Consider the following 13,986-nt stretch of genomic DNA (forward strand, 5'->3'; position numbering starts at 1 on the left):
TTAGTGCCTCGCTTTTTTATTGCTTCGATAGTTGTGAGAAGTGGTTAGATGTTCTTCACTTCTAGACCCGCAAGTTGATGCCAGTAACCGTTACATTGACGGTCCTGAATCTTCTCAGGGTTTGTTCCTTTCTCATTTGAGCGGAAACGGTCAAGCTCAGAGAATGTACTGATGCCTAATGGGCTTAGACGAACCACATCAACTAGGCCGTCCATACTTGGTAGATCGTTGATCAGGTTGTAGCAGTAACCGGATTGGGTTTGAATACCATTAAGGTTAAAGACTTCTTGGCCCTCTTGGCTACTTACTTGAATGCCGGTAGGGTACTTAATACAACACGTTTCACAATCGTCTTTCGCACGGTTTTCTGCCCGAGCCGTAAAGCAGCGTGCAGAGTAAGCCAGTGGTAGGTAACCATGGCTAAATACTTCCACTTCAAACTTGTTGCGAATACCCAGTTCATCACATTGAACGAGCGTGTTACTTAACCATTCGCGAGACAGTTCTACAGGCATACACCAACGAATCATGCCTTGTTTAAGGAACAAGTTCAGCGTGTGTGCGTTGTACGTGTTCACCGCAGGTCCAACGATGAATGGTACCTTGTGTTCAGAAGCCAGTTGAACACCTGATACGTCGTTTGCTTCAATGGCGAAGTCACCGTTGTCGATGTACTTCTTCATGATGTTCACTTCGCTTGGTGCTTCGAGCAGCGCCATTGTTGAAAGCACCACTTGCTTGCCAGATGCGGACAGATCTTTTGCAATATCAAACCAGTGCGCAGGTTTCATCTCACGACGCTTAGAACACACGGTTTCGCCTAGGTAGATGATATCGGCTGAACTTTGTTTTGCTTGCTCGTAGAATGCTTCTACATCTTGCTTTGGCCAAAAATACAATAATGGGCCAAGTGCGTACTTCATTGAATTATCCATCTTAACCTCTATTGCCATTTGCGGTGGTAAGCACCCAGTGTCGTTTGCGTGCCTTCCGATACATTCGCCAGTGCTGCATCCCATGCGGTTTCTACGTGGTAAGCTTCAGGGTTTGCTTGGTAACGATCGATTGCTGCGCGCCAGGTACGCGTAACTTGCTCTACATAAGCAGGACTGCGCTGACGGCCTTCAATTTTCACTGACGCAACGTTTGCTGCAAACAGCTCTGGTAGCATCGACAGGGTATTTAGGCTCGTTGGTTCTTCTAGCGCATGGTAACGTTTTTTCTCACCATCAATGTCTGCATCGAAGCGGCCTTTACACAGTGTAGGATAACCTGCATTTTCGCCAGCGCTGTAGCGGTCAATTAGGATGTCATTTAAACGAGACTCTAGACCTTGTTCGGTTTCTTGCCAGCGTACGTACTTCGCAGGAGAGCATGCGCCTACCGTATTTGGCGATTCGCCCGTCATGTATGATGAGAGGTAACAACGCCCCTCTGACATGATGCATAGGCTACCAAAAGCAAATACTTCAAGCTCAACATCACTCGTCATATTACGTGATAACTGTTTTACTTGATGGATAGACAATACGCGCGGTAATACAACGCGTTTTACATTGAAGTTCTGTTTATAGAAATCAATCGCCGCAACGTTTGTCGCAGAGGCTTGGACAGAAAGGTGTAGTTCAAGCTCAGGGTATTTGCGAGCGGCGTATTCAAGTACCGCGATGTCAGCCACGATAAGGGCATCGACACCAAGAGCGGCCGCGTTATCAACGGCGTTAGTCCAACGGTCAAAACCATTCGGGTGTGCAAATGTGTTTAACGCTACGTGGATTTTCTTATTGCGGTCGTGAACATATTGCACCGCTTTTTCAAGCTTTTTGCCATTAAAGTTCAGACCCGCAAAGTGACGAGCGTTTGTATCGTCTTTGAAGCCGATGTATACGGCGTCTGCACCGCAATCAATCGCGGTTTTTAACGCAGGCAAGTTACCCGCAGGACACAAGAGTTCCATATGCTCACAATTTAGAGAGAAAAAGATGCCCGCATTTTATGAAGAATTGTGAATAGCGAAATTGACCTAAGTTAGGTTTAGCTCAATAAAGTGAGAATTTACCCCTTGGGATTAAGGGGTAACGCTCAAATTTTGCAGAAACTGAGATCAGTTTTTATGTCGACGGTTCTGTGCAAACAGTTCTTCAACTTCATGTTTAGGTTGTGGTCGGTGAAAATGGAACCCTTGTATCGAGTTGCATTGCAGATTAGAGAGTAGTGTCGCTTGTTGGTGTGTTTCTACCCCCTCGGCAACCACGGTTAAGTCGAGAGATTTTCCGAGGTTAATGATGTTCTCAATCACCGTTACTTGTTTTGGCAACGTGTCGATGTCGTTAATAAATGCGCGGTCAATTTTGAGTTCATCAATAGGAAATCTGGCAAGATAAGAAAGTGATGAGTAACCAGTACCAAAATCATCAATGGAGAGGTCAAAGCCCAGTTTTTTAATCGCATTGAGCATTTGTAGAGTATGGTCACTGTCGCTCATTACGGCGCTCTCAGTGAGCTCAAAAGTGATGCAGCTTGGGTCCAATTCTGTTGTGCGAAGCAGCTTTTCCATGAAATCAATGAGCTGAGGGTTACCAAATTGTTCCGGAGACAGATTTATTGCTACACGGCCAGGTAGGATCCCTTGTTGTTTCCAACGTTTTACCGTGTTAAATACATCACGCATGACCACCTTACCAAGGTGTTCAATCAACCCCGCGCGTTCTGCTACGGGAATAAAGGCGCCAGGACTAATGTACCCCTCGACTGGGTGTTTCCAACGAACCAACGCTTCCGCACCATTAATGCTGAAATCGCGCGCGTTCACTTTTGGCTGATACCACACCTCTAACCCATTTTGTTGCAATGCTTTTTGTAGTTCGATTTCCAGCCATAAGCGCATTCGAGCTTCTTTGTTCATTTGATCGTTGAATTTGATCAGACGGTTTCGCCCCCGATCTTTCGCTTCGTACATAGCTGTATCGGCATTTTGTAACAAGATACGGGCATCTTGACCATCTTCTGGGTAACGAACACTGCCGATAGAGCAAGCGAGGCGTTTTGTGAAATGGTGTAAATCAAAGGGTTGGTTGATCAGAGCAATAATGCGTTCAGACAGTGTTTCTGCCATGAGGTTATTCTCGGGCTCTGGCAGGATAATGCCGAATTCATCCCCACCAAGGTGGCCAATAATCGCTTGAGTGGGTAACGAGCGCTTAAGGCGAGCAGAAACTTCTTGAATGACTTTGTCACCGATATGATGACCAAGCGAGTCATTGATATTCTTAAAGTTGTCGATATCGAGGTAAAAAACAAGCAGGGGCGTTTGGCTTTTAATGAGCTGCTCCAGCCGCTTGGTAAAACCAAAGCGATTATAAAGTTTGGTTAAGCTATCGATATGAGCATCTTCAGAAGCAGTGGATGAAAGTGCTTTTGGGGCATCATCGGCATCTTGAATAAGAATAATTTGGGACTCATTCCCTAAAATGGCTGTGTGGTCGGCATGCAAGCGTACTTTTCGTTCGAACCCGCAACGTGCGCTGGTTAAACATAAAAAAGGCTTCTCTGAAAGCAATGAGCTTATTGGATGACTAAAAACTTTTTTGCTGTTTTCATCAATGAATAATCGAGAAACTTCTTCTCCAAGTAATTCATGAGGGGAATTTAAACCAAGGAGACGGGCTGATGCTGGGTTGGCCGAGATGATGATGTCATCTTCAACGAGTAGCAATCCGTCAGGTAGAAGACGAGTGAGTTTTGCAAACTTTGTTTCGGATTCTTCTAGCGAGCGAACTAAAATCTGTTTTTCTGATGTATCGACGGCATGAAAAATAATAAAACGGATTTCATCGCTTTCTTTCACGGGAGAAAGACTAAAATGTAGGCTAGTTTCTAGATCGGTTTCATCAAGGGTAATTTCTGCTTCAACATGATCGCCTTTAAATGCGCGGTCATAGTAGGGAGAAAGCTTGGCATAAAAGGCTTCTCCTAAGACTTGTTTGTCATTGAGCCCAACAAGTTCGTCTTGATTGAGGCCTGCTATATCACAATAGCGTTCACTCACCATCCGATAACTGTGTTTGTTATCAAGAATGGCAAAAAAGAATGGGCTATTTGAGGTAAGCGTTGCAAACCAATGTTGTAATTGTTGGGAAGGCATTAAGGGGTTACCGATCTCCAATGAGCCTGATTATTCGTCCGTGTAATAAAAACGCTATTTTGATAACTATAACTTTGAACCATACGTTATAAAAGCGTTTCTCGATGTCTCAGCGCCAATAATTCAGATAAAGTCAAAAAGTCGACGCAATAGTTGGCGTAACCGCCCATTTCTAAAACAAATAGTTTTCTTGATACATAACAGGTACTGGTATTACTCTATTGCGTAAGATAAACAACCTTATGACAAAGTAACGGATAATTAGCGTGTTAAACAAGATTCGCAGTCAACTAGTAAAGAATGCAGCTTCAATTTTGCGATCTCCAGTCCAGTTATTGCCGCAAACTGTTCAGAAAAAAGCCTTGTTAGAAGGGCTTAAAATGGTATTCAAAGAAGCCTTGGAAGATGGCGATTTTGAGTTTCTTGAAGATAAGTGGCTAAAAGTAGCAATTAAAGACTTGAACTTAGCTTGGTACATTAGTTACCAAGATGAGAAGTTGGTGGTAGCAGATAAGCCCGTTCAAGAAGATGTGAGCTTTAGTGGCAACCTTAATGATTTGGTGTTGATTGCGGGCCGTAAAGAAGACCCTGACACGCTGTTCTTCCAACGTCGTCTTTCTATCGAAGGTGATACTGAGCTTGGGTTGGAAGTGAAGAACCTAATGGACAGTGTCGATTTGGAGCAACTACCGAAAACCATGCAAGTGGCACTGAACCAATTGGCAGACTTTGTCCAAAAAGGCGTGCAAGAACCAGTGCAAGAAAGCGGAGTGAAGAATGCTTATTCGAACTGAGGCTCCGGCAGACATTTTAACGATCGATCGTCTTCTTAAGCAGACATTCCCAACGGAAGCTGAAGCGAATTTGGTAATGCGTTTACGTGAAAACGGTAAGCTTACTTTGTCTTTGGTGGCATGTACCGATGAAGGCGAAGTCATTGGTCACGCGCTGTTTAGTCCAGTGACCTTGAACGGTGAAGATTTGTCGTGGCAGGGGCTTGCACCCTTGGCTGTGCATGAAGATTATCGTCGTCAAGGTATTGCTGCTGAGATGATCAAGGAGGGTTTTGATTCTCTGCGTGATTTCGGTTACCCAGTTTGTGTCGTACTAGGCGATCCTGATTACTATGCACGTCAAGGTTTTAAAGCCGCAGAAGAGATGGGTTTTGACTGTGCATGGGAAGTACCCCAAGGTGCATTCCGCGTAGCAGAATTGGCAGAAGGTCAGTGCGAAGGACGTTCTGGCCGTATCGATTATTCGCCAGAATTTTCTGAGTTATAATCGCTAAGATTGAATGACAAAGCCCGCAAGAAATAGCGGGCTTTATTTTTTGAGCAGATTTAGTTTCCTGAGTAGACTTGGTTTTTGACTAGACTTAGTTTTTGAGTCGTCACAGAGGAAAAGTGATCTAATCTTGCTCTTGGACGCGCTTTTTGCCCCAAATTTCGATTTTTGCTTTTTTACTCACACCAGCTGCATTGAGTGTCATGTTGCCCCAGCTTTTGTACTCCATATCAATACGCTTGAGTTTGGCATCTTCAGAGCCTGGTAGAGTCCAAGCTCGTGTTGACATGCCTTTAGTCAATGTCCCAGTCATGGTTTTAAGTTCTTTCTCACTACCATCGGTCATGATGACTTTCATATTTTTGAAGTTCATGGTGCCTTGAATGCACTTAATTTTGATTTTGCTAAACTGACGATTTTTAAATAGACCGTTCGGTTCTACGGTATCTGTTTCGGTTTGAAAGTTAACGGTTTTTTGAGCAATCAGTTCCCAGTTATCATCATTGTTCTTAGCAAACGTAACGAAGCTGGTGGTTGAGATTAGCAGTGCAATAGTGATTGTTTGGAAAAGCTTCATAACACCTCTGACTTTACATGCGATTATTTGGTAGCATTGCCTCGTTCAATTAGGTGACAAAAAATGTCAATAAACGAGAAACAGTATTTAAATGAAATGGGGATCAGCACATGGGAGTTGATCCATCCAGATAGGTTGGAAAACTATCAAGTGCCAATGTTACGTTTGCAAAGTTCTTGTAAACTCCTATTGGTTTCACCAATGTGTCCAGAAAATGAGACAGCATTGATGTTTGAGCGGGTGCTAAAAAGTATCAAGCTCTCACTTGATGATGCGCTGCACCTAGAGCCAGAGCGTTTATCATCTTTGGGTGAACATGATTTGGAATGGGTGTGGTTTGCTGGCTGTGAGGCCGATACGAGTATTAATGCTAAACAGCTGACTTCGCCGCTGTTAAAAGACATTGATGGTAACAACGAACAGCGCCGCGCCTTATGGCTGCAGATTTGTTCATATTCTTAATGGAGCAAACGCGTGACGATTGAAATTACGCCGATGAGCGCTGAACACTTAGATCAAGTATGGCAAATTGAACAACAGGCTCATTCTCATCCTTGGGCCGAGTCGCTCGTTCGCGACTTATCTAGCCGAGGTGCATGTCATCATGTGATGACGGATGCAGGCAAGGTGGTGGGTTACTTTTATGGGCAGAATATTGTCGGTGAAGTGACCTTGCTTAATATTGCTATTGCACCGAGTCAGCAAGGGAAAGGATTGGGACAAAAGCTGCTTGATGCCTTTCTAGATTACTGTGAACAAGCCAAAGCTGAGAGTGCTTGGTTGGAAGTGCGTGAAAGCAATTTGCCCGCTATCCATATTTACGAGCAAGCTGGTTTTAATGAGGTTGACCGTCGTTACGGTTATTACCCAGCCAAAACAGGTAATGGCAAAGAAGATGCGATAATCATGAGTTATCTCTTCTTTTATTAAGACTCCGTTATCAGCATTAAGGAAAGTTGCCCCTAGCGCAATAATAGGGGACAATACCGCGCAATATTGAATCAAAAAAAGCTTGCTTTGTTTTTAAGCAAGTATCCAGACATCAAAGAAGATCAATTTCATGTCAAATACACCTTTTCTAGGCGAAGTTTCTAAACGTAGAACATTTGCTATTATTTCTCACCCGGATGCGGGTAAAACCACCATTACTGAAAAAGTACTGTTATTCGGAAACGCAATCCAAAAAGCAGGTACGGTTAAAGGTCGTGGTAACGCGCAGCACGCAAAATCAGACTGGATGGAAATGGAAAAGGAACGTGGTATCTCGGTTACTACTTCTGTGATGCAGTTCCCTTACAATGATTGTCTGGTAAACCTACTTGATACACCTGGACACGAAGACTTCTCGGAAGATACTTACCGCACACTAACGGCGGTTGACTCGTGTTTGATGGTTATCGATGCGGCGAAAGGTGTCGAGGATCGTACTCGTAAGTTAATGGAAGTTACGCGTCTTCGCGACACGCCAATCGTGACTTTCATGAACAAACTTGACCGTGACGTTCGTGATCCAATGGAAGTATTGGACGAAGTTGAAAACGAATTGGGCATGATGTGTGCGCCAATCACATGGCCAATCGGTTGTGGTAAAGAGTTTAAAGGTGTTTACCACATTCACCGCGATGAAACAGTTCTGTATGAATCAGGTCACGGCCACGAGATCCAAGAAGTACGCATCATCAAAGGCTTGGATAACCCAGAACTTGATGAAAAAGTCGGTGAGAGCCTTGCAGAAAGTGTACGTGAAGAGCTTGAGTTGGTCATGGGCGCATGTCCAGAGTTTGATCTTGAGTTGTTCTTAAAAGGTGAGTTGACACCAGTTTACTTTGGTACGGCATTGGGTAACTTCGGTGTAGACCATATGCTAGATGGTTTGACTGAGTGGGCACCTGCGCCGAAAACTCGTCAAGCGGTTGAGCGTGATGTAGAAGCAACAGAAGATAAGTTCTCTGGTTTCGTATTTAAGATCCAAGCAAACATGGATCCTAAACACCGTGACCGCATTGCATTTATGCGTATTGTGTCAGGCACGTACACGCAAGGAATGAAGATGAACCACGTTCGTCTTGGTAAGCAAGTCAGTATTTCTGATGCGGTAACCTTTATGGCTGGTGACCGTTCGCGTGCTGAGAATGCTTACGCAGGGGATATCATCGGTCTACACAACCACGGTACGATCCAAATTGGTGATACGTTTACTCAAGGTGAATCACTGAAGTTCTCTGGCATTCCGAACTTCGCACCGGAGCTGTTCCGTCGTATTCGTCTAAAAGATCCATTGAAGCAGAAGCAGCTACTTAAAGGCTTGGTTCAGCTGTCTGAAGAAGGGGCGGTACAGGTATTCCGTCCACTACAAAACAACGACCTAATTGTAGGTGCGGTTGGTGTGCTTCAGTTTGACGTGGTTGTGGCTCGTTTGAAGTCAGAATACAACGTTGAAGCGATCTACGAGGGTGTTAACGTTGCAACAGCACGTTGGGTTGAGTGTGGTGATGCGAAGAAGTTGGACGAGTTCCAACGTAAGAACCAAGCGAACCTAGCGCTAGATGGTGGTGATAACCTAACCTACATTGCACCGACAATGGTTAACCTAAACCTTGCGCAAGAGCGTTTCCCTGATGTTGATTTCCGTGCGACGCGTGAACACTAATCAATACGAAACTGCTCGATAAAACAAATTAGATTCGAAGCCGCCCTTAGCTATACACTTAGCTCAGGGCGGCTTTTTATTTGGTGTAGGGAAGGTGAGAAATGAATTGGTTTAAGAAAGGACTCAAACGCTACGATGATTGGTGTAAAGAGATGGGGTTAACGCCGGATCAAAAACGCAGTTGCGTGCCGTATAAAAAAGATCCAGCACATGAAACATTCACTACCCATAAGAAAGCGCAAGAGAAGTCGAAGAATGAAACTGTTTGATACTCACTGCCATTTTGATTTTGATGTGTTCCAAGATGATTTTAGTCATCACTATGAACTGGCTCGTGAGCAAGGAGTGGAGCGCATATTGATTCCCTCAGTAGGGCCAAGCAATTGGTCTCGCATTCAAACTATAGCCAACCAATATCCGGGTATTTACTACGCATTGGGTTTCCACCCTTACTTTCTCCAGCATAATTTTGAGCAACACTTAGCGGAATTGGATCATCAGTTATCACTAGCAGGTGAGCAGTGTGTCGCAATTGGAGAGTGTGGTTTAGATTTTGCTATCAATGTTCCTGAAGATCTTCAAGAACGAGCTCTTGAGTTGCAGTTTGAGCTGGCGCGAAAATTCAAACTGCCCGTTATTCTTCATAGTCGAAAAGCACACAATCGACTTATTCAAATGGTCAAAACGGCAAAATTACCTAAAGGTGGCGTGCTGCATGCTTTTTCTGGCAGTTATCAGCAGGCGATGGAATGGGTTCGATTAGATTTTTTTATCGGTGTTGGTGGCACTATTACTTACCCAAGAGCCAATAAAACACGTGAGGCCATTCAAAAGCTGTCGCTGAAACACATGATTCTAGAAACGGATGCCCCTGATATGCCTATACTTGGCTATCAAGGTGAACCGAATCACCCTGCTAAAATCATCCGCGTACTGAATGAGTTGTCGCAATTACATACAGTTAATAAGCAATCGATTGCGTCTCAGCTGTGGGAAAATAGCAATTCAGTATTCTCAATATGTGAATAAAATCGAAATATGCTGTTTAAAATAGAAAACGTTTTCCTATCTATTGTGATACACCTCACAAATGGAGGTGAATTTATGATGAATCTTATAGGAAAGTGTGAAGGTGGCATTACTTTAATTGATGCTGCATGAGTATAATTGGCCCCGCTTTATAGCTCCATTTTGTAACACGCCAATAAATAACTTATAAGGAAGTCATAAACTATGAGCCTGTTTATGAGCCTAGTCGGTATGGTAGTGCTTCTTGCTATTGCATTTGCATTTTCTAATAACCGTAAAGCTATCAATCTAAGAACTGTGGGTGGCGCATTTGCTATCCAATTCGCATTAGGTGCATTTGTTCTTTATGTACCTTGGGGCCGTGATCTACTAAACGGTTTCTCTACTGGTGTTTCTAACGTTATCAACTACGGTAACAATGGTTCATCATTCCTATTCGGTGGTCTTGTTTCTGACAAGATGTTCGAAGTGTTCGGTGGCGGCGGTTTCATTTTCGCATTCCGCGTTCTTCCTACTCTGATCTTCTTCTCAGCACTGATTTCTGTTCTTTACTACATTGGCGCAATGCAGTGGGTTATCAAGATTCTTGGTGGTGCACTACAAAAAGCGCTAGGTACTTCTCGTGCGGAATCAATGTCAGCTGCTGCTAACATTTTCGTAGGTCAAACTGAAGCACCTCTAGTTGTTCGTCCATTCGTTCCAAAAATGACTCAGTCTGAGCTATTCGCGGTAATGTGTGGTGGTCTAGCATCTGTTGCTGGTGGTGTACTAGCAGGTTACGCATCTATGGGTGTTCCGCTAGAGTACCTAGTTGCTGCATCATTCATGGCAGCACCTGGTGGTCTACTATTTGCTAAGATTCTTCACCCTGAGACAGATAAGCCTCATGAAGATATCGAAGAAGCAATGGATGGTGGCGATGACAAACCAGCTAACGTAATCGACGCAGCAGCGGGCGGCGCGGCTTCTGGTCTACAACTTGCGCTAAACGTAGGTGCAATGCTAATCGCATTCGTTGGTCTGATTGCTCTTATCAACGGTATGCTAGGTGGCATTGGTGGTTGGTTCGGTATGCCTGAACTAACTCTAGAGCTAATCCTAGGTTACGCGTTCTCTCCACTAGCATTCCTAATCGGTGTTCCTTGGGACGAAGCAATCGTTGCTGGTTCATTCATCGGTCAGAAACTCGTTATCAACGAATTCGTTGCGTACTTGAACTTCACTCCTTACCTAGGTGAAAATGCTCAAGTGGTTGCGGCAACTGGTGAAGTAATGTCTCAAAAGACAACGGCTATCATCTCATTCGCACTATGTGGCTTCGCGAACCTTTCTTCTATCGCGATCCTACTTGGTGGTCTAGGTAGCCTTGCGCCAAACCGTCGCTCAGATATCGCTCGCATGGGTATTAAAGCTGTTCTTGCTGGTACGTTGTCTAACCTAATGGCAGCGACTATTGCAGGCTTCTGCCTTAGCCTTGCAGCTCTTTAATTAGAATCGGTTCTTAATATATAGACGCCGTTTTAAATCATGCCCTGTAGCAAGAAATTGCTGCGGGGCATTTTTCGTTTTTAGGCCTGTAAAATTGACTGGTCAAAGCTCGACGTTAACGGCTTGTACCGTTGATGGAATAGGACTGAAATTTTGAGATACAAACCGTTTGCGCTCTATTTGGTGCTACAGTTTTGCGGTGAAAATCTATAATGTAGTAATCATGAAGTTGTGGTTATGATGATGATTTAATCACAAAGTGAATATTACTTATTCGATGGGCAAATGAACTGCCCTTCAATGTCACATCTTAGAAGCGTTTTACTGTGTGATGTGATATTAAAGACACCGCAATCATAGATTGTTGTGCCATAGGCCAAACTGGTACTGTGCGGTGACAAGGATAGCAATTGGCATATGATTTTCGCTGACTATGCCGAGTCTTCAAGGAACCAAGTCCGTTCATTAATAGACTGATTAACCAAATTTTCACACACTGTCTGCTTCTTGATTATAGTTAGAGAGTTGATGTGAGGTTAAGCAGTGAATTTTTTGAATATTGATCGGAGATAGAAATGAGCGATTTAAAAGCAGCAGCGCTACGTGCACTTAAACTAATGGACCTAACTACGCTAAATGATGACGACACTGATGCAAAAGTGATCGCACTATGTCATGACGCGAAATCAGCGGTAGGTAACACAGCTGCAATCTGTATTTACCCTCGCTTTATTCCTATTGCTAAGAAGACACTTCGTGAGCAAGGTACACCAGATGTTCGTATTGCAACCGTAACGAACTTCCCACACGGTAACGACGACATCGAAATCGCAGTGGCTGAAACAAAAGCAGCAGTTGCTTACGGTGCAGATGAAGTAGACGTAGTTTTCCCATACCGTGCTCTAATGGCGGGTGATGAGAAAGTGGGCTTCGAACTTGTTAAGCAATGTAAAGAAGCTTGTGGTGATATCCTTCTTAAAGTGATCATCGAAACGGGTGAACTTAAAGAAGAAGCACTAATCAAGAAAGCATCTCAAATCTGTATCGAAGCGGGTGCTGACTTCATTAAAACTTCAACTGGTAAAGTGCCAGTAAACGCAACACCAGAATACGCTCGTATGATGCTTGAAGTGATTCGTGACATGGGTGTTGCAGAAACTGTTGGTTTCAAACCAGCAGGTGGTGTGCGCACTGCTGAAGATGCAGCTGCATACCTAGCAATGGCTGACGAAATCCTTGGTGACAACTGGGTTGATGCTCGTCACTACCGTTTCGGTGCGTCTAGCCTGCTAACAAACCTACTTAATACATTAGAAGTATCGGACGAAGTCGCTGATCCAGCAGCGTACTAATTCCAACAATACGTCTGAACGGTAGCACCAGCTTTGGTGCTACCAATCCTCTTCTATCCTACTTTTTCCATGGCTCATAATGAGCTTGGGGAGGCACTAATGTATTTACCACAAGAAATTATCCGTAAAAAACGTGACGGCGAAGTTCTAACAGCCGACGAAATCAACTTCTTCATTCAAGGCGTAGCAAACAACAGTGTATCTGAAGGTCAGATCGCCGCATTTGCTATGACAATCTTCTTCAATGAAATGACGATGCCAGAGCGTATCGCACTAACGTGTGCAATGCGTGATTCAGGTATGGTTATCGATTGGAGCCACATGAACTTTGGTGGTCCAATTGTCGATAAGCACTCTACTGGTGGTGTGGGTGACGTCACTTCTCTCATGCTTGGTCCAATGGTAGCGGCATGTGGCGGTTTCGTACCTATGATCTCTGGTCGTGGTCTTGGCCACACTGGCGGTACGCTGGATAAGCTTGAGTCTATTCCAGGCTACAACATTACGCCGACAAACGACGTGTTTGGTCAAGTAACTAAAGACGCAGGTGTAGCGATCATTGGTCAAACGGGTGATCTTGCTCCTGCAGATAAGCGCGTTTACGCTACTCGCGATATTACAGCGACAGTAGACAACATATCACTGATCACGGCGTCGATTTTATCGAAGAAGCTTGCTGCAGGTCTTGAATCTCTAGTGATGGATGTAAAAGTAGGTTCTGGTGCATTTATGCCAACTTACGAAGCGTCTGAAGAGCTAGCAAAATCTATCGTTGCGGTAGCAAATGGTGCAGGTACAACCACAACCGCTATCCTAACAGACATGAACCAAGTGCTGGCTTCTTCTGCTGGTAACGCAGTAGAGGTACGCGAGGCGGTTCGTTTCCTTACAGGTGAATACCGTAACCCTCGTCTACTTGAAGTAACCATGGCTTCATGTGCTGAAATGTTAGTACTTGGCAAACTTGCTGAGAACACAGAAGACGCACGTGCGAAGCTAATGGAAGTGCTTGATAACGGTAAAGCGGCAGAATGTTTTGGCAAGATGGTTGCTGGACTTGGTGGTCCTGCAGATTTCGTTGAAAACTACGATAACTATCTAGAAAAAGCAGAAATTATTAAGCCTGTATACGCAACAGAAACCGGCATCGTTTCAGCAATGGATACGCGTGCTATTGGTATGGCTGTGGTTTCTATGGGTGGCGGTCGTCGTGTAGCAACAGACGAAATCGACTACGCGGTTGGTTTTGACAACTTCATTCGTTTAGGTGAAGTAGCAGACAGTGACAAACCTCTTGCGATTATCCATGCTCGCACTGAAGAGCAATGGGCAGAAGCAGCAAAAGCACTTCGTAGTGCAATCACTGTAGGGGGTGAGTACACACCAACTCCAGAGGTTTACCGTCAAATCCGTGCAGAAGATCTTTAATCGAATAAGTAATGATACAAGGCCTACTCAACCA

The 13,986-nt window shown here is 44.3% G+C and carries 14 protein-coding genes; 10 read left to right on the forward strand and 4 right to left on the reverse strand.

Annotated elements, in window-relative coordinates:
• Positions 1-44: 44 nt before the first annotated feature.
• The 3 genes from KHN78_RS10995 to KHN78_RS11005 all read right to left on the reverse strand — a co-directional run bounded on the left by KHN78_RS10995 (position 45) and on the right by KHN78_RS11005 (position 4,144).
• The gene (locus KHN78_RS10995) at positions 45-923 is read right to left on the reverse strand and encodes a U32 family peptidase (protein ID WP_211916540.1); all 879 of its coding nucleotides are present in this window, start codon (positions 921-923) and stop codon (positions 45-47) included.
• A gap of 20 nt (positions 924-943) precedes the next feature.
• Positions 944-1,957, reverse strand: coding sequence for a peptidase U32 family protein (locus tag KHN78_RS11000; RefSeq protein ID WP_211916046.1), 1,014 nt, complete (start codon positions 1,955-1,957; stop codon positions 944-946).
• A 147-nt stretch (positions 1,958-2,104) separates the two neighbouring features.
• Positions 2,105-4,144 carry a putative bifunctional diguanylate cyclase/phosphodiesterase gene (locus tag KHN78_RS11005; protein ID WP_211916047.1) on the reverse strand — a complete coding sequence of 680 codons (2,040 nt, stop codon included), beginning with the start codon at positions 4,142-4,144 and terminating at the stop codon, positions 2,105-2,107.
• 266 nt (positions 4,145-4,410) lie between these two features.
• Between KHN78_RS11005 and KHN78_RS11010 the strand changes: the two genes are divergently transcribed.
• Positions 4,411-4,938, forward strand: a complete 528-nt coding sequence (locus KHN78_RS11010; protein ID WP_164837146.1) for an SCP2 domain-containing protein — start codon at positions 4,411-4,413, stop codon at positions 4,936-4,938.
• The gene (locus tag KHN78_RS11015) at positions 4,922-5,425 is read left to right on the forward strand and encodes a GNAT family N-acetyltransferase (protein WP_128810280.1); all 504 of its coding nucleotides are present in this window, start codon (positions 4,922-4,924) and stop codon (positions 5,423-5,425) included. Before KHN78_RS11010 ends, KHN78_RS11015 begins: the two co-directional genes overlap by 17 nt.
• A 127-nt stretch (positions 5,426-5,552) precedes the next feature.
• On the opposite strand, the gene KHN78_RS11020 is transcribed toward KHN78_RS11015, so the two are convergent.
• Entirely contained in the window at positions 5,553-6,005 is a 453-nt protein-coding gene (locus KHN78_RS11020; protein WP_211916048.1) for a hypothetical protein, read from the reverse strand.
• A 63-nt stretch (positions 6,006-6,068) separates the two neighbouring features.
• On the opposite strand from KHN78_RS11020, the gene KHN78_RS11025 reads away from it, so the two are divergent.
• The 8 genes from KHN78_RS11025 (at position 6,069) to deoA (ending at position 13,952) form a co-directional block, all read left to right on the forward strand.
• Positions 6,069-6,467, forward strand: a complete 399-nt coding sequence (locus KHN78_RS11025) for a DNA polymerase III subunit psi (protein ID WP_211916049.1) — start codon at positions 6,069-6,071, stop codon at positions 6,465-6,467.
• 12 nt (positions 6,468-6,479) lie between these two features.
• Positions 6,480-6,935, forward strand: coding sequence for a ribosomal protein S18-alanine N-acetyltransferase (gene rimI, locus KHN78_RS11030; protein ID WP_128810282.1), 456 nt, complete (start codon positions 6,480-6,482; stop codon positions 6,933-6,935).
• A gap of 130 nt (positions 6,936-7,065) precedes the next feature.
• Entirely contained in the window at positions 7,066-8,655 is a 1,590-nt protein-coding gene (gene prfC, locus KHN78_RS11035) for a peptide chain release factor 3 (protein WP_211916050.1), read from the forward strand.
• Positions 8,656-8,756: 101 nt separating this feature from the next.
• On the forward strand, positions 8,757-8,924 hold the full coding sequence (locus KHN78_RS11040; RefSeq protein WP_211916051.1) for a DUF5363 family protein: 168 nt from the start codon (positions 8,757-8,759) through the stop codon (positions 8,922-8,924).
• Entirely contained in the window at positions 8,911-9,684 is a 774-nt protein-coding gene (locus KHN78_RS11045; RefSeq protein ID WP_211916052.1) for a TatD family hydrolase, read from the forward strand. Before KHN78_RS11040 ends, KHN78_RS11045 begins: the two co-directional genes overlap by 14 nt.
• Before the next feature lie 204 nt (positions 9,685-9,888).
• A complete protein-coding gene (locus tag KHN78_RS11050; protein ID WP_211916053.1) occupies positions 9,889-11,172 on the forward strand; it encodes a NupC/NupG family nucleoside CNT transporter in 1,284 nt (427 codons plus the stop codon).
• Between the two features lie 575 nt (positions 11,173-11,747).
• Positions 11,748-12,524: a deoxyribose-phosphate aldolase gene (gene deoC / locus KHN78_RS11055; protein WP_211916054.1), complete on the forward strand. Its 777-nt coding sequence runs from the start codon at positions 11,748-11,750 to the stop codon at positions 12,522-12,524.
• A 99-nt stretch (positions 12,525-12,623) separates the two neighbouring features.
• Positions 12,624-13,952: a thymidine phosphorylase gene (deoA, locus tag KHN78_RS11060; RefSeq protein WP_211916055.1), complete on the forward strand. Its 1,329-nt coding sequence runs from the start codon at positions 12,624-12,626 to the stop codon at positions 13,950-13,952.
• Positions 13,953-13,986 lie beyond the last annotated feature (34 nt).

The organism is Vibrio sp. B1REV9 (genome assembly GCF_905175395.2).
Classification (GTDB): domain Bacteria; phylum Pseudomonadota; class Gammaproteobacteria; order Enterobacterales; family Vibrionaceae; genus Vibrio; species Vibrio alfacsensis.